This is a genomic window from Candidatus Defluviilinea gracilis, assembly GCF_057138825.1.
The window spans coordinates 35,078-51,188 of record NZ_DBNHEF010000048.1; the positions used below are offsets into that span (position 1 = coordinate 35,078).

Sequence of the window (16,111 nt, forward strand, 5' to 3'; positions counted from 1 at the left end):
GGCGGAGTTTATCACAGGAAAGTAAAAATGTGGAGGGTTATAATTCGGGGGGAAGCAGGTAAACGAGTAAGCATTCAGAGGAGCACATTTGACCCATGTTCGATCTGCCAGATCATGAAATTCAGCAACTGACAAAAGATCATGTGTTTTTCACGTGGTCGGCGCAAGCGAAAGTTAACCCGATCGCGGTGAAGCGCGCTCAAGGCGTTTATTTCTGGGACGTGGACGATAAACGCTATCTCGATTTCAACTCGATGACCATGTGTGTGAACATCGGTCACGGAGACGAGCGGATCATCCAAGCCATGCAAGAGCAAGCGGCGGAACTTCCCTACGCCGCGCCGGGCATGACCACGAAAATTCGCGCGCTTGCCGCCAAAACCATAGCGGATATAACCCCGCAGAAAGCCCTGACGAAGGTCCTGTTCACCCTTGGCGGCGCGGACGCGAACGAGAACGCCATCAAACTCGCGCGCGGATACACCGGGCGGCATAAGATCCTCACGCGCTACCGGTCTTACCACGGGGCAACTGCCGGCGCCATGGCGGCGACCGGCGACCCGCGGCGCGTGGTCTGGGAACCTAATTTGATGCCCGGCGTAGTTCATTTTCTCGATCCGTATCGCTACCGCTCCAATTTTCATAAACACAACGCCAACTTGTCCGAAGAAGAGTTCGCCCAGGATTATCTGAACCACCTCGAAGAGATCATCCAATATGAGGGACCCGACACCATTGCCGCCCTCCTCATGGAATCGGTCACCGGCACGAACGGGATCATCATTCCTCCTAATGGATATATGCAGGGAGCGCGGGTGTTGTGCGATAAGTATGGAATTGTGATGATCTGCGACGAAGTGATGAGCGGATTCGGTCGCACCGGAAAATGGTTTGCCATCGAGCATTGGGATGTGACGCCCGACATCATCACCATGGCAAAGGGGCTCACGTCTGCCTATGCGCCGCTCGGCGCAGTTGCCATGAAACCAGAGATCGCCGCGGCGTTCAACGAAACTCCGTTTGAAAGCGGATTGACGTATACATCGCATCCTGTTTCGCTGGCGGCGGCGGTTGCCAACATTCAGGCGATGAAGGACGATAAAATCGTCCAACGCGTGGCAGGCATGGGTCCGGTCATGAAGCGCATGTTGACCGATCTCGGTGAGGCGCACCCCTCTGTGGGCGAAGTCCGCTCGATTGGGTTGTTCGGCATCCTTGAATTGGTCAAAGATCGAACAACGAAAGAACCGATGGCGCCATGGAACAGTTCGTCGCCGGCCATGAACGCGCTGAAAAAATATTGCCTCGATCACGGGCTGTTCTTGTACACGCATTGGCATACTGTGCTGATCATCCCGCCGCTGATCATTACCGAGGAACAACTCAAAGAGGGGATGGATGTGCTGGATAAGGCGTTGGAAATTACAGACAACGAATCACATGGATAACAAGCCAACCTTTGATCGCGCTTTTGTCATCCCGCTCGCGCTGGGCGTGTTCGCCTTGTTCGGCATTTGCCTCGTGTTGCTCCTTGGGCAGTTAAGTTCGTTCCGTTCCGTTTCTGTTGTGAGCGAAACCTCCACCCCGTTCAAATATCTGCTACTCGGAACCGAACCGGGATTTACAACCCTCACACCTGACGACAGCGCGGCGGAAGAGGGCGCAACCTCCGAACCCACCACCACCCCGTTCGATCTGGATGTTTTGCATCCCACTTCAACCGAAGAAACTGAGGAAATCGATGCAACAAAAGCGCCAACAAAACCATCCTCTGTGTTAACCCAGCCCGCCTCATCCAAGCCAACCAAGCCAGCGTCAGCGCCGACCAGCACGGCTCCATCCAAGCCAACCACTTCCCCATCCAACGCGCCGCTCAACCCCGGCACCTATGACGATTTCGACGCGCACATTCAATATGAAGGCAATTGGATCGAACAAGTGGACGTGCCTGACGCCTTCGAGGACACACTGCATGTTTCGAACATATTAAATAACTCGCTATCCTTCCGCTTCATCGGCGAGCAGATTCGAATCTTCTATCAGGAAGGACCCGGGCTTGGCTCGGTACGCATCTCGCTGGACGGTTTAGATTTTGACCTCAATCAATCTGCCAGCGCGACAAGCATTCAGGAATGGCCCTCGCGGATATTAGTCAACGGCACGCACAGCATCACGATCACCCATCTTTCCGGCGGCTCGATCAATCTCGATTCGCTCATCGTCCCCGATCCCATCCTCACCCCCACGCCCACAGCAACCCCGTAAATTACAAATCGGAAAAAAACTGCTTCAGGTCGGCTCTCGAAAAATAATCGCGGAAAGCCGTTGTTTCATCAAGGATTCCGCGAACAGCCACAAACAATTCCTTTTGCAGATATTGATTCGCCTCGCCATTCCCTGCGGATAAAAGAACCGCGTCTTCCTCCGGGACGGCTGTCACGTGACCCCCGGCCGACAGCCACTCCAAGCCGACTCGTACCGCGTTGACTCGTTGTGTAGTTGCGACAGCCAGCTCGTTCACCGAAACTTTCCCGCCTTTGTTGTTGATCGCAAACTTTGCCATGCCCGCCAGCCGCGCGAGAAACTCGTCCGTTTTTTCTTTGGCGGGCGAAACGCCAATCACATGCACAATGTTCGGCTTGACGATTTCCAGCACCGCGCGCAGGTCTGCTGGTGACGCAGGTGTTGTGTAAATCACAAGTTCATCGGCGGGATGCAGTTCGTAACGCGATTTACCTTTTGCTTTATCCGCACCTTCCGCCCATGTCAACACGTTTTCCAACTCTTTCCACTTTCCACTTTCTAATCTCCAATCTCTAATCTCCAGTCTCCGCTCTTTTATCTCGATGGCTTTGCTTTCAACGATGCGAAACTCCTCAAACGTCGCATTGACTTGTTTCTCGCCGCGAAACGTGGAGGCTCGCACAGAATACGCAATATCAATTTGAGTTCCCGTTTCTGGCAGTTCTTCACCCGCTCCGCCCCACCATAAAATACTTTGAACATTTCCGTTTTCGTCTTCCACTGCCAAACGCAAATGTTCTTTTGTCTTGCCGACCTCTGCGATAGATTTCAACGTTATGCCACGTGAAGCGAATGTCAACTTCGGGTTTCCCGCGCCGAACGGAGCGAGCAACTCGATTGCATCCGCCAACTCGAGATTGATCTCATCCAAGCCGAGCCACGAATCAATTTGAAGCGTCGGGTCTTCGCGGATAATTTCGCCGAGTTGTTTTTCGATCGCTCTGCCAAGTCCACGACGGAATGACGTGAGATTTTCTTTTTGCAGTGACAGTCCCGCCGCCATGGGATGTCCGCCGAAATTCAGAAGCGAATTCTTTTGCGAAGAGATCGCTTCGGTGATGTGCAGTCCCTCAATGGAACGCGCCGAGCCGCGCAAGATTCCATCATCAGACTCGGTGAGGAGCAGAGCGGGTTTGTGGTAACGGTCAACGAGGCGATTCGCCACGATGCCGACAACTCCGCCGGGCCAATTGGGATGCGACAACACGATGGCAGGTTCATTCAACAATTCGGGATGTTCGCGCAGTTGCACCTCCGCCGCCTCAGTGACTTGACTCGTCAATAGTCGGCGCTGGGCGTTGAGTCCCTCGATCTGCGCGGCGAGGACGCGGGCGCGGGCGGGGTTATTGGTAATCAGTAATTCGACGGCGGGATTCGCGTCGCTTAATCTGCCGAGCGCGTTTAAGCGTGGGGCAAATGTGAAGCCGATGGTTTCCTCGGTCAATGACTCGAGTTGAGTGTTGGAAAGTTCCGCCATCACCTTCAAGCCAAGGCGGTTTGTTTTGCGAAGTTGGCGAATTCCCCTTTGCGCAAGTGAGCGTGTTTCGCTTTGGAGCAATGCAACGTCGGCGATTAAACCTAGCGCAACTAAATCTAACAAATCTTCGCTTGTCGTGGTAGCGACTTCAGTCGCTGTTTTTTGACGACTGAAGTCGTCACTACGTAGTAAGGCTTCAGCGAGTTTATACGCAACACCGACGCCAGCGAGGTTTTTGAGCGGATGTCCTTGCGGCAATAATTTTGGATTGATGATCGCTTTGGCGTTTGGAAGTGTTTCGCCTACGTCGTGATGATCTGTGAGGACAACATTCACCCCGCGCGAGTTGGCGTAATCAATCGCATCATGCGCGGTGATGCCTGTGTCGCAGGTGATGAGGAGCTTGATCCCGCCGTCAATGATCGGCGCGAGCGATTCGATGTGCACGCCGTGACTCTCTTTGCCGCGGATTGGGATGTAGTACACAACGTCCGCGCCGAGGGATTGGAGCGTTTGCACGAGCAAGGCAGTGGAGGTTTGCCCGTCCACGTCGAAGTCGCCCCAGACGCAGATGCGATCCTTGCGTTGGATGGCTTGATAAATAATTTCAACCGCGTTTTCAATCTCAGGGAATGGCGTGGAGGGAGTCTCTTCGGGGTGGAGGAAGGCACGGGCGGAGTCGGGGGTTGCGATGCCGCGTCGGATGAGAGTCTGCTTGAGGAGCAGAGGCAGGTCGAGGGTCGAAAGAGGCGAAGTGTCTGTTTGAGGAGGGTCGAGCCAGCGAGTCATTCGTCAAGTATCAGGGGTGAGGTTGCAGGTGTCAAGTTTCAAGTGTTACTTGCCGCGAGGATTTCATTGAGTTCGTTCTCACGCTGTTCGAGATAAAGTTTATTGCCCACGCGCTTCAAAATGCCGATGGACTCTTCAAGCAGGCGGCGCGACTCGGTGAAATTTTTTTGTTTGAAGGCGATTTGCGCCAGCGTGGCGAGCGAGTTGGCGATGTGCGCGTCGTGACCGACTTGTTGATGCGAGCGCAGGGCTTCTTCGGCGAACTGTGTGGCTTCGATGAATTTCCCTGCCTGCATGGCGACGTTCGCCAGGCTCGTGGTTGCGGAGCCGATCATTTCCAGATTTTTCATGTTGCGAGCGAGCGATAATGCGCGTTCGGCGCAGGCTGTTCCTTCAGGCAGTTGACCTGTTGCAAGAAAGACCTCCGCCAAATTCGAGTTGGCGGTCATCTCTCCCCATGCCGAATCAACCGCGCGATATTCGTCTGCCGCTTTCTTCCAATATGCGATCACGCTCTGCATATCGCCCAAACCAAACTGCGCCGCGCCCGCGTAGATGAGCGTGTGCGCGTACGCGATGTGCGGGCGATATTTCTCCAGCGCGGTCAGAGATTTTTCGCACCAGTCGAACGCTGGTTGATATTCGCCGAGACGAAAGAGGAACGCGCCTGCCAAGCCCATCGCCCTGCCTTTGGCGATGAGCGATTCTTTCTTTGCGTTTTTCGGTAAGCGCTCCATGGACCGAATCGCCGCTTCTGCTATTTGAAACGCTTCGCGATACAAGCCCGCGAGATCCAAGCCCTGCATGATCGAATCGGACATGGCGTTGAAGGTGGGCGCGTCGCCATGTTCAACCGCCCACTCCCACGCGGCGCGGATGTTGGCGAGATCGGCAAGAAACGGCGGCATGGCGTTTTGCGGTTGTCCGCCAAGAAAATCGGCTTCGAGTTTTTTCACGAGGTTGCTGAAGTAACGCGCGTGTGTTTCGCGCGTTTGCGCGCGCAGATTTGCATCGTCGCTTAACTTCAAGTTGGCATATTGCGCCATCAGTGAATGACGGCGATAGCGTCCGTCGTCGTTGAAATGCATGGCAGATTTATCCACGAAGCGCGCAAGCATGGCGAGGTCGGCGCCCGTCACTTCACAGAACGCCTCGCGCGTGAATCCGCCGCGGAAGACCGCCTGCTTTTGAAAGACGATCCGTTCTTCGGGCGCGAGCAAACTCCAAAAGTGATCGAACACGGCGCGCATACTGCGATGACGCGGCGGCAAATCCTGTTGTGAGACGGTGAGGATGTCGAGATTGCGCTCGATCTCCTGCGCGATCTCAGCGACGGTGAGTCCGCGCGCCCAGGCGGCGGCAAGTTCGAGCGCGAGCGGCGAGCCGTTCACCAACTCGCACAGACGCGCAAGCGTGGAAGAGTCAGCCGCGTTCAAGTTGAAGTCGGGTTTGAGACGACGGGCGCGGTCCATGAAAAGCTTGAAGGCAGGCGAAGATGAATCAACGTGCGGCAGTCCGCGCACTTCAAACAGCGTCTCGGCTTGGATGTTCAGCCGCGTCAACGATGTGACGAGCAGTTTCAGGTTCGGCGCGAGGCGCACGGTTTCAACGATCCATTTGTTGAGCGCGTCGCCAACGAGTTGCTCCATGTTATCCAAAACCAGCAATAGGTTTTTGTCGCGCAAAAATTCGCGCACCTGCTCGCCGCCTGTCGCGTTGATCTTCAACACGCTCGCAATCGCAAGGAACATCCCCTCCGCGTCTTTGACATTGGCAAGCGGGACGAACCACGCGCCGTCCAAAAATTGGTGGATGTGAATCTGCGCGGCTTGCAGTGCCAGGCGGGATTTGCCCACGCCTCCTTCGCCGACCAAAGTTAATACGCGGCAATCGGCATTTGCCAGCCTGACGCCGATCTCCGCCAATTCCGCTTCGCGCCCGATGAACGAGGTGGCGCGCGCGGGCAGGTTGCCCGAGGGACGAGTCTCCGCGTCGCGGATCTGTTCGTAGAGCGCGGTCGTCTCGGCAGAGGGTGCGACGCCAAATTCTTTTTCGAGGATTCTTCGGCAGGTCTGATATTGAGCAAGCGCGGCGGAGCGTTGTCCCGCGCGGGCGAGTGCGGACATGCGCTGACAGTGCGCCACTTCGCGCCACGGGTCAAAAGCGAGCAGGCGGGCTGTCGCTTCGAGCGCGGCGGGATAGTCCGCGCGGCTGAGTTGGATCTCGGCAAGGCGGTGCAGGGCTTGCAAAGCAAGTTCGCGCAGGCGGGCGCGTTCGGCGAGCATCCAATCTTCAAAGTCGGGCGCATCGCGGACGTGGAAGCCTTCGAGGAAGTCGGCGCGGTAGAGGCGCAGAGAATCTGTCAGAATCGCCGCGCCAGCCTCCCCGTCGAGAGAAGAGGCGAGGCGGAGTTGGGACTCAAATTCCGCGCAGTCGAGAAAACAGTCCCCCGTAAATTCAATCGAGTCGCGGGTGATGGTCAGCTCGTCTTCAAAATATTTGCGGAGGTTGGCGAGGGCTTGCCGTAAATTATTTTTCGCATCGGCGTCGGACATCTCGCCCCAGAGGAGCGCGGCGAGTTTGTCGCGGGTGTGAGCGCGGCGCGTGACGACGAGATACGCCAGCAACGCGGGGACTTTGTTGGAGATGAAGTTGGCGATGAGGGCGTTGTTGCGCGTGATTTTTGGCGCGCCCATGTAGGACAAACTTAAGTTTGTCTTACCATTCGCCGAGGGTGGGGTTGACATAGGTGAATTTCCAATCCTTCCATTCTTTTGCCAGCCCCGCTTTGACGGGGTTGTTCAGAATGTAGAGGATGATTCGTTCCATTTCTTTTTCATCGCGGACGTAGTGATCGTACGACTCGTGATGCCAGAAATAACCCTGGCGGTTGAGGGCGAGGTTGCAGTAGCGCGCGGCGCGTCCTTTGAGCAGGCGCATGATTTCGGCGACGGGGGAGATGGCGCTTTTCATTCTGGATGGGGGAAATTTTTCGATGAGCGAGAGGATGAGCAGATGAACGTGGTTGGGCATGATGCAATAGGCGTAGAGTTCGTAATGCTGGTCGGCTTTTTTGTGGATTTCATCCGCCACAATTTGGGCGATGTTTTCCTGCCTGAGCCAGTCGTGTCCGTGTTCGCAACGGTCGAGCCATTTGTCGAAATGTCCGAAATATTTTTTCTGGATGTTGTAGCGTTCTTGGGCGGTTTTGGCGGCGCGTAGTTCTTCTTCGCGTCGGGCTTTTAGTTCGTCCACAACGGCGGCGGGGAGCGAATCCACGAGGCTGAAAGTGATGAAGAGCGGGTTGTTCTGCGGGTGGATGTGCGGCAGGTCGCGGCGATAGTAGATGGTTTCGGGCATGGGCGTGGGACAAACTTAAGTTTGTCGAACGGAAGCGGGCGCAAACTGAAGTTTGCGGTACGGCTCCAATAAACGATTTCTAAACGGTGGCTTTGTAGAATGGGGCAAGATTATCACAGTTGAGAATGAATGAAAAGCGTCCAATGTCAATGTCTTCGCAGGTTCGCCCGCCGAAATACCATCACTTTCTCCTGCTGGTGTGGGAGGAGCGCGGCGCGGACGGTCAACGCTTGGCGTGGCGTTTCAGCTTGCAGGACTCGCAGAAGGAGGAGCGCGTCGGTTTCAAAGATTTGAGCGAACTCGCCGCGTTTCTGGAAAAATGGATGAAGGATTCATCCGAAGGCAATTCCAAAAAGGAGATGACAAAATGAACAAACTGAAGTGGTGGTTTCGGATCGTGGGGGCGTTTTATCTGCTCCTGACTTCGATGAATGTGTACTTCCTGTTTTTCGGCGGCATTCAAATGCTTGCCGATACCCTGCCAGCGCCCATGAATGCGGATCCGCTTGCGGGTCAGGCGTTTGCCGACGCGTGGCTGGTGTTCGTGTTTGAACTCGGCGTTCTTGGCGTAATGTCGCTGGTCGCGGCGCGCGATCCCGCTCAAAATCGAATCATGGCATGGGTCATAATTTTGGCGGAAATCTTTCGCGGAATTGTGGCAGACGCCATTTGGATTGCGCGAGGGTATGACGCTGGCAGTTATATCGGCTTCATCGTAGTCCATTTGATCATTGTTCTCACGGGTTTCGTCTTCCTGCGGCAGACGAAAGCGGAGTAAATAACTCACCCTGCGCAGTATCGCAACCTGAAGGTTGCGGTACTGCAAAATACACCAAAGGAGTTTTACATGCTTTATCAACTCGTTGTCTTCCTGCACGTCGTTTCGGTGCTCGGATACCTGCTCGCGCACGGGGTCTCGGCATCAGTTTCATACGCCATCAAGAAAGAGCGCGACGTCAACCGCATCCGCGCCCTGCTTGATCTTTCGGAGAAATCTTATCCTTCGATGTTTTTGACACTGCTTGCCATCGTCGTGTTCGGACTTGCCGCCGCGTTTCTCAACATGGTTTGGTGGCGCACAGGCTGGATCTGGCTCTCGATCTTCGTTCTGGTCGCGATCATTGTGTTGATGGCAGTCTATGGCGCGGCGGCTTTCGGCGAGATCAGAAAAGCCGTGGGGATTCCGTACAGGGTCAAGGGAAAACCCTTCCCTGCGGAGTCGGCCAGAAGCGATGAGGAAATCTATGCCGCGACGGCGAAGGTGAATCCAACACTATTGCTCGTCGTTGGCTACGGAGGATTCGCGGTCATTGCGTGGTTGATGATCGTCAAGCCGTTCTAATCGTAGCGCAAACTAAAGTTTGCAGTACAAAACCATACCGAAGTTTGCGGAACGGAAATTTGATAAAGGAGAGTATGAAGTGAAAAAAGTTTTGAAATGGATCGGGATCGTGCTTGGTTCGTTGATCGGATTGATCTTGCTTGCGGGCATTGTGATGGTTATGATCGGCAATAGCCGCCTGAATAAGACGTACGACTTCCCGCCGTCGAATATCACAATTCCTACGGACGCGGCGAGCATCGAACGCGGCAAACATCGGGTTGAGGCATTATGCCAGGGATGTCATGGACCCGACCTTGGCGGCATCAACCAGTGGTTCAATGCCGGTCCGATTGGGACGGTGGATTCGGCTAACCTTACATCGGGCGAGGGCGGGTTCGCGAGCGAAGCAACATCGGATGAAGATTTTGTGCGAGCCATTCGCCATGGGATAGGACTGGACGGCAAAGCGATCTTCATGCCAGCCGTTGGATCTACTTCTTATTTGAGCGATGAAGACCTCGGCGCGATCATCGCCTACGTCAAGTCTGTCCCGCCAGTGGATCATGTGACGAACGGACATAACTTCACGCCGCTGGCGAAAATCCTTTTTGTGCTGGGAAAACTTCCCAACATGCCGGTTGAGACGGTAAGCCATGACGTCCACGTCACGGCGCCTGAGGCGGGAGCAACCGCGGAGTACGGCGAGTACATGGTGAATACGAACGACTGCCGCACTTGTCACGGCCCGAATTTAAATGGCGGTCCGTTCCCCGACCCGACCATCACGAAGATCTCTCCGAATCTGACACCCGGCGGCGAACTATCTGCTTGGACGGAGGAAGATTTCATCACGGCGATTCGCACAGGCGTCACGCCAAGCGGATACAAGCTTGATAACGAGTTCATGCCGTGGGAGACTTTCCGCAATTACACCGACGATGAATTGAAAGCGATCTGGATGTACCTGCAAACGCTTCCAAAGCTAGAACAGTATACAGAATAATTTTGTAAATGACAAACGAAAACGACCTTCGGAGATGCTCTGAAGGTCGTTTGATTCTGTTTTCTATTTCTTATCTGGCTCGAATATCTCCTCGATCCTTTTCCCAAACAGTTTTGCGATTTGAAATGCCAGCGGCAGACTGGGATCGTACTTCTCGGTCTCGATGGCGTTCACCGTTTGCCGCGACACATTGAGATTTTCCGCCAACTCTGCCTGTGACCAGTTCTTTTCAGCGCGCAATACCTTGAGTTTGTTTTTCATTTGTACTTCCTCGCAAAAATGCCCGCGCCGATTCCCCACAACGCAATCATGAGTGGAAATATGAAAAGAGATGGAAAATGCGGAAAGCCGATATTTTCGAGAAAGCCATAACTGAAGGTGATCAAGCCCGTGACGATGGCGGAGAAGGTCACGGCTTGCAGTTGGATTCTTTGTTGCAGTTCGTCGCTATCTCGCAACGCCCGCATCACGGCGATCACAACAAAGATGGTTGGGATCACGGGAATCAAGGCGATAACAACTTGAACAGCCTTCGGGAGTTCAACATTGGAGATGACCGAAATGCTGGCAATCAACAGGACCACATAGAACCCCATGGAAATGCCAAATTCTTTAAAGTACCTTTTTTGAACCTCCCGATTCATGACTTGTCTCCGTTTTTATCGTTTTCTTTATTGAACGCCGCCCCGAACGCAAAACCTAATGCAACACCGATAGCAATTCCCATGCCGATATTGTCCAGCGCAACGCCGATCCCAACGCCGATCGCGATTCCCATTGCAAAGCCCGCCATTGGATTTTTCTTTTTCATTTTTGCTCCTGTAAAGTAAACTTGACTTTCGGGAGTATAAAATATCCTTGACATTATGTCAAGGATATTTGACATGGCTATTTTAACGCTTATAGGACTTATGCAGGTGAACCTGTTGCGCTGTAGTTGCACTGCGACGGCGGCAGTACAACTACCCGCCAACTGCGTAAGCGCTGGCTTATAAAGGTTCAAACCGCGCCGTGAAATGCCTCAGCAATTCGGGGGCGTACGTGAGTTTATATCCGCGCAAGCGGTTTGCTCGCGAATTGATCTTGCTAAGAATCTCCACGATGTAATCAAGGTGGCTTTGTGTGTAGACCCTTCGCGGAATAGTCAACCTCAACAGTTCAAGCGCGGGGTAACGCCACTGCTTTGTTTCAGGGTCGAGATGCGCAAACATGACCGAGCCGATCTCCACGCCGCGGATGCCGCCCTCTCGATACAACTCCACACCGAGCGATTGCGCGGGGAATTCGTAATTGGGGATGTGCGGCAGGAGTTGATTCGCAACGATGTAGACGGCATGTCCGCCGGAGGGTTGAATGGTGGGGACGCCGATATCGTTGAGACGGGCAGACAGGTAGAACGTCTGCCCGACGCGATAGGCAAGGTACGATTCGTCCAAGCCCTCGTACAGTCCAACCGCCATCGCGTCGAGGTCGCGTCCCGCGAGTCCGCCGTAGGTGGGGAATCCTTCGCGCAAGATCAATTCGTTTTTGATGTTCTGAAATAATTTTTCATCGTTCACGCACAACAGCCCGCCGATGTTGACGATGGCGTCTTTCTTCGCGGACATGGTCATGCCGTCGGCGAGCGCGAACATCTCGCGCGCAATTTCTTTGACGGATGTATTCTGATAGCCCGACTCGCGCTGTTGGATGAAGTAGCAGTTCTCCGCGTAACGCGCCGCGTCAATGACGAAGGGGATGCCTGCCTCGCCATAGACGGCGGATACCGCCTTGAGATTCTCCATCGAGACGGGCTGTCCGCCTCCCCCGTTGTTCGTGACCGTGATCATCCCAAAGGGAATATTGTCGCGCCCATGCTCGGCGATGAAGGCTTTGAGTTTGGCGATGTCCATGTTGCCCTTGAAGGGATGCGGATTCGACGGGTCGGCGGCTTCATCAATGACGAGGTTCACCGGGCGCCCGCCGCGCGCGCGGATGTTGGCGTCGGTGGTGTCGAAGTGCATGTTGCTGGGAATATATTGATTCGGCTTGACCAAACACGCAGATAAAATATTTTCGGCGGCGCGTCCCTGATGCGTGGGGATAAAGTACTTGAAACCGAAGACGTCTTCCACAGCGGTTTTGAGGCGCTGGTACGAGCGCGCGCCCGCGTACGATTCATCGCCGCGCATGATCGCCGCCCATTGCTCCTGACTCATCGCGCCGGTGCCCGAGTCGGTGAGCAAGTCGATATAGGTGTCTTCGGCTTTGAGGGCGAAGAGATTGTAGCCCGCCTCTTTGAGCGCGTCTTCTCGTTCTTCGCGCCCAATCAAGCGGATGGGTTCCGTCACCTTAATGCGGAACGGTTCGGGGGGGTAGCTGGTAGTCATTTGTTCTCCTAATTTGAATTTTGGTCAAATTTGGGTAGCGAGCCTGGCTCTCCCTCTGATAGCCATTCGGTCTCCAATGACACCCCGATTGTACGATTAAATCATGGTTTAGGGTTGAACGATCACGCCCCCATGGAAGGCGATCAACAGGTTACTATCCGACAGGCAATCCTCTCCGCCGGTGGTATGATTGGCGGACATTTCAGCCAGCACGAGGTTATCCATGTTTCGTTTTTTCAAGAAGCGCGAAGAGATCTTCAACAAACTCATTCAAGAACAAGCGGCAGTCACCTTCGAGGGGTTGAAACTGCTCGTTAAATATTTGGAGACCCAGTCCCCCGAGATCGCCGACCAACTGTCCCTGAAAGAAAAAGAAGCGGATGAAACCCGCCGCATCCTGATCGACGAGTTGAATCGCAGTTTCGTCACGCCGTTCGATCGTGAAGACATCTTTTCCCTCTCGCGCTCGATCGACGATGTGATCGACTACGCCGACAGCACGGTCAGCGAAATGGCGATCTTGAATGTTTCGCCTACTTCGTACATGACGCGCATGGCTTCGCTCCTCAAAGACGCGGCGTTTGAAATCCACCAGGCAGTGTTGCGATTGGAGAAAAATCCAGCCGTTGCCACCGAACACGCCCAACGCGCCAAGGCGCTCGAAAACCGCGTGGAAGGCGTCTACCGCGAAGCCATCGCGGACCTGTTCCGCGGTCCCGAAGATGTGCATCACGTGGTGGAAATGCTGAAACTGCGCGAGGTCTATCGCCATCTTTCCAACGCGGCAGACCGCGGCGACGAAGCCGCAAACATCATCGCGGACATTGTGGTGAAGAAAACTTAACTGTCATCGAAACCCACCCACCTGACAGTTTTTAAAAATGGGACGCGAAAAAACGCAACAGGCGCAAAAAACTTTTCTCGGCGTTTTCAGCGCGCTTCGCGGTCAGTGTCCAAAAAAGAAAAGTGTCGAGTGGCTAGATCGAAACCCCTTAAGCACTCTGTGATCTCTGTGGCAAAGCGAAGCCTCCAAACGCAACGACTATTCAAACCATGCCCAACGAACTCATCATCGTAATCATGCTCGCGTTATTGTTCGGATTTCTAAACGGAATCCGCGACGCGGCAAATATCGTCGCCACCGTGATCTCTTCGCGCGCGTTCGCCCCTCGCGCCGCGTTGACCATCGCCGCGCTGGCTGAATTCACGGGTCCGTTTTTGTTCGGGGTTGGGGTGGCGCGCACCATCGGCGTGGATACCGTCCAAGCCGACTCGTTGACGCTCACGGTAATCGTCGCCGCCCTGCTGGGCGCGATCGTGTGGAACATCATCAACGGCTTTTTCGGAATCCCCGGCAGTTCATCGCACACGCTGATCGGCGGGATCGTCGGCGCGGTCATGGTTTCCGCAGGTTGGGAAGCGATCAAAATCCCCGGGCTCACCAAAGTGTTAGTTGCGTTGTTTATTTTTCCGCTGATCGGGTTCGCTTCCGGTTTTCTCTTCACGCGCGTGATCTATTTTCTGGCGCAGAATGCGACCCCGCGCATCAACGAATTTTTCAAACGGAGTCAACTCATCACCGCCATCATTCTCGGTTTGAGTCACGGCACGAACGACGCCCAAAAATCGATGGGAATCATCGTGCTTGGGCTGGTGATCAGCGGTCACCTGAAATCGTTCGAGGTGCCGCTCTGGGTCACCGTTGCCAGCGCGGTTTCCATGGCGATCGGCACCAGTTTCGGGGGGTGGAAAATCATCCGCACGCTGGGCGGAAAGTTTTACAAGATCCGTCCGCTTCACAGTTTTTCAACGCAACTTACATCGGGCATCGTCATTCTCGGCGCCTCATTCTTCGGCGCGCCGGTCAGCACGTCGCACGTGGTCAGTTCCGCCATCATCGGCGTCGGCGCGTCGGAACGCCTGAGCAAAGTCCGCTGGAGCGTGGCAGGCGACATCCTCACCGCATGGCTGATCACCATCCCGGTCAGCGCCCTGCTGGCGGCAGGGTTTTACTGGCTGTTGACCTCTTTATAAGACAACCGTATTACCATCACCATCCCCCTGTTCAGCATGCAGTTGAACTGCATCCTACGCTGAAATCACATTTCATCCACACCCTCACGGTATCACCAACACCTGCCCCACACTGATATTGTTCACATTCAAAATATTATTCGCCGAAGCGATCGACGCGACCGTCGTGCTGTATTTGATCGCGATCGCATACAACGAATCGCCCGATTTAACAGTGTGCATTCTTGGGGATGAAGAACCGCTTCCTCCGCCAGTGGAGCCTGTCTCACCCTCGGCAGGGATCGCCACCGGGGCAGGCACCGTCAACGAATCGCCCGTCTTCAACAACTGCGGGTTCGCGCTGACAAGTTCGCGCACCGTCACGCCATATTTGTTCGCAATCGATTCAAACGAATCACCCGCCGCCACTTTGTGCTTCGCCGGCTTCGACGAATCTGTTGAGATAGGTTTCGCGCCCGCAAGTTGATATAGCTCCTCCAGCGTCCCGTTGAAAAGATTCATGTCGACGCTGGCATTGATGCCATTCACGCGTCCCTTCTCGCTGTACTGCCAAAATGTCCATTTGAACCAGCCGCGCGGCAAGAACGGTTTTGATTCTTCTGAATAATTATTCGGGTATTGCGCCAGCCATAGCGGATAATCCTTCGCCCACACGGGAGGTCCGCCGCCCGCCTCGGAAAAATAATCCTGCAAAAAGTATTGAGCCGAATAGATGATCGGTTTTTTGCCGAACGCGGCTTCAACGAGATCGAGCCACACTTTTGCGCGTTCGATGATCTTCTCTTTCCTTTGCCCGTCGTGGCTTTCAAGGTCGAGAACGGGCGGCAATTCACCAAGGTCGTTTGCAGATTTCACGTACTCAATAAAACGGTTGGCTTGTTTCTTGCCGTCCACATTCGCGCGGAAGAAGTGATACGCTCCGCGCAAGAGTCCAGCCGCTTTCGCGCCGGTCCAATTCGCGCCGAAAGTTTGGTCCGAGTGAAAATCTCCCTCTGTGGCTTTCGCAAAAACGAATCGTTGACCCGTCGCGCGAACCTTGGGCCAGTCGATGCCTGCATCCCAATATGAAACGTCGATACCAGGAACGGTTGTCATCTTATTCTCCTTGTCTGACAAACAATACGATTAAGGGTAGCATAAATGTCAAGCAAAATCAACCAACCTGAAAATTTCGCAATTAATATTAGTCTCCCCCCTCATCGTCGTTTATGGTATAAAAATCGCGTCCCTGCTGTGCTCGTGATGTTGCCCTTCCGTTTTGAGCCAACATTTTTTAAACGGGTCTTTAACTCCTAAAGAAATAACGCGATAGGCCTGAGCCAAGGCGGCGTTTCTGGGTAGGGACCCACCTGCGAAAGCAGGTTCAAAACTTCGTAGCACACGGCATTGGCGGGGAATCGAATGTAGCAGACCTCACAGGTCTTAAAGACCTGTGAGGTCTTTTTATTTTA

General features: G+C 54.3%; 16 protein-coding genes and 1 other RNA gene. 9 read left to right on the forward strand and 8 right to left on the reverse strand.

What is annotated here, in order from left to right:
• Nucleotides 1-95 precede the first annotated feature (95 nt).
• Together AC16KF_RS06605 and AC16KF_RS06610 are read left to right on the forward strand one after the other, a co-directional pair.
• The gene (locus AC16KF_RS06605) at nt 96-1,448 is read left to right on the forward strand and encodes an aminotransferase class III-fold pyridoxal phosphate-dependent enzyme (RefSeq protein ID WP_484036511.1); all 1,353 of its coding nucleotides are present in this window, start codon (nt 96-98) and stop codon (nt 1,446-1,448) included.
• Nucleotides 1,441-2,265, forward strand: coding sequence for a hypothetical protein (locus tag AC16KF_RS06610; protein ID WP_484036512.1), 825 nt, complete (start codon nt 1,441-1,443; stop codon nt 2,263-2,265). Before AC16KF_RS06605 ends, AC16KF_RS06610 begins: the two co-directional genes overlap by 8 nt.
• A gap of 1 nt (nt 2,266) precedes the next feature.
• Here the strand turns inward: AC16KF_RS06610 and recJ are convergent, their stop codons facing one another.
• Genes recJ through AC16KF_RS06625 form a run of 3 tightly spaced genes read right to left on the reverse strand, consistent with a single transcriptional unit; the run spans nt 2,267 to nt 7,930 of the window.
• On the reverse strand, nt 2,267-4,570 hold the full coding sequence (recJ, locus tag AC16KF_RS06615) for a single-stranded-DNA-specific exonuclease RecJ (RefSeq protein WP_484036513.1): 2,304 nt from the start codon (nt 4,568-4,570) through the stop codon (nt 2,267-2,269).
• Between the two features lie 38 nt (nt 4,571-4,608).
• Nucleotides 4,609-7,317: an ATP-binding protein gene (locus AC16KF_RS06620; protein WP_484036514.1), complete on the reverse strand. Its 2,709-nt coding sequence runs from the start codon at nt 7,315-7,317 to the stop codon at nt 4,609-4,611.
• Entirely contained in the window at nt 7,289-7,930 is a 642-nt protein-coding gene (locus AC16KF_RS06625) for a transposase (protein WP_484036515.1), read from the reverse strand. The genes AC16KF_RS06620 and AC16KF_RS06625 overlap by 29 nt, the downstream gene beginning before the upstream one ends.
• Before the next feature lie 149 nt (nt 7,931-8,079).
• On the opposite strand from AC16KF_RS06625, the gene AC16KF_RS06630 reads away from it, so the two are divergent.
• The 4 genes from AC16KF_RS06630 (at nt 8,080) to AC16KF_RS06645 (ending at nt 10,257) form a co-directional block, all read left to right on the forward strand.
• Nucleotides 8,080-8,301, forward strand: a complete 222-nt coding sequence (locus AC16KF_RS06630) for a hypothetical protein (protein ID WP_484036516.1) — start codon at nt 8,080-8,082, stop codon at nt 8,299-8,301.
• Nucleotides 8,298-8,708, forward strand: a complete 411-nt coding sequence (locus AC16KF_RS06635) for a BphX family protein (protein ID WP_484036517.1) — start codon at nt 8,298-8,300, stop codon at nt 8,706-8,708. Before AC16KF_RS06630 ends, AC16KF_RS06635 begins: the two co-directional genes overlap by 4 nt.
• Nucleotides 8,709-8,777: 69 nt before the next feature.
• Complete coding sequence (locus AC16KF_RS06640) at nt 8,778-9,272, forward strand: hypothetical protein (RefSeq protein WP_484036518.1); 495 nt, start codon at nt 8,778-8,780, stop codon at nt 9,270-9,272.
• A 79-nt stretch (nt 9,273-9,351) separates the two neighbouring features.
• A complete protein-coding gene (locus AC16KF_RS06645) occupies nt 9,352-10,257 on the forward strand; it encodes a c-type cytochrome (protein WP_484036519.1) in 906 nt (301 codons plus the stop codon).
• Between the two features lie 63 nt (nt 10,258-10,320).
• On the opposite strand, the gene AC16KF_RS06650 is transcribed toward AC16KF_RS06645, so the two are convergent.
• The 4 genes from AC16KF_RS06650 to AC16KF_RS06665 form a co-directional block, all read right to left on the reverse strand.
• Nucleotides 10,321-10,518 carry a helix-turn-helix transcriptional regulator gene (locus AC16KF_RS06650; RefSeq protein ID WP_484036520.1) on the reverse strand — a complete coding sequence of 66 codons (198 nt, stop codon included), beginning with the start codon at nt 10,516-10,518 and terminating at the stop codon, nt 10,321-10,323.
• Nucleotides 10,515-10,901, reverse strand: coding sequence for a hypothetical protein (locus AC16KF_RS06655; protein WP_484036521.1), 387 nt, complete (start codon nt 10,899-10,901; stop codon nt 10,515-10,517). Before AC16KF_RS06655 ends, AC16KF_RS06650 begins: the two co-directional genes overlap by 4 nt.
• Complete coding sequence (locus tag AC16KF_RS06660; RefSeq protein WP_484036522.1) at nt 10,898-11,068, reverse strand: glycine zipper domain-containing protein; 171 nt, start codon at nt 11,066-11,068, stop codon at nt 10,898-10,900. The genes AC16KF_RS06655 and AC16KF_RS06660 overlap by 4 nt, the downstream gene beginning before the upstream one ends.
• A 178-nt stretch (nt 11,069-11,246) precedes the next feature.
• Nucleotides 11,247-12,626 (reverse strand): tryptophanase, encoded by a 1,380-nt coding sequence (locus AC16KF_RS06665; RefSeq protein WP_484036523.1) that lies wholly within the window; start codon nt 12,624-12,626, stop codon nt 11,247-11,249.
• Nucleotides 12,627-12,849: 223 nt separating this feature from the next.
• Here AC16KF_RS06665 and AC16KF_RS06670 point away from each other — a divergent pair, with 223 nt between their 5' ends.
• Together AC16KF_RS06670 and AC16KF_RS06675 are read left to right on the forward strand one after the other, a co-directional pair.
• The gene (locus AC16KF_RS06670) at nt 12,850-13,470 is read left to right on the forward strand and encodes a DUF47 domain-containing protein (protein ID WP_484036524.1); all 621 of its coding nucleotides are present in this window, start codon (nt 12,850-12,852) and stop codon (nt 13,468-13,470) included.
• Nucleotides 13,471-13,679: 209 nt separating this feature from the next.
• Nucleotides 13,680-14,660, forward strand: coding sequence for an anion permease (locus AC16KF_RS06675; RefSeq protein ID WP_484036525.1), 981 nt, complete (start codon nt 13,680-13,682; stop codon nt 14,658-14,660).
• Between the two features lie 84 nt (nt 14,661-14,744).
• Here the strand turns inward: AC16KF_RS06675 and AC16KF_RS06680 are convergent, their stop codons facing one another.
• On the reverse strand, nt 14,745-15,755 hold the full coding sequence (locus tag AC16KF_RS06680) for a GH25 family lysozyme (protein WP_484036526.1): 1,011 nt from the start codon (nt 15,753-15,755) through the stop codon (nt 14,745-14,747).
• Between the two features lie 127 nt (nt 15,756-15,882).
• Between AC16KF_RS06680 and ssrS the strand changes: the two genes are divergently transcribed.
• A non-coding RNA gene (gene ssrS / locus AC16KF_RS06685) (6S RNA) lies at nt 15,883-16,060 on the forward strand.
• Nucleotides 16,061-16,111 lie beyond the last annotated feature (51 nt).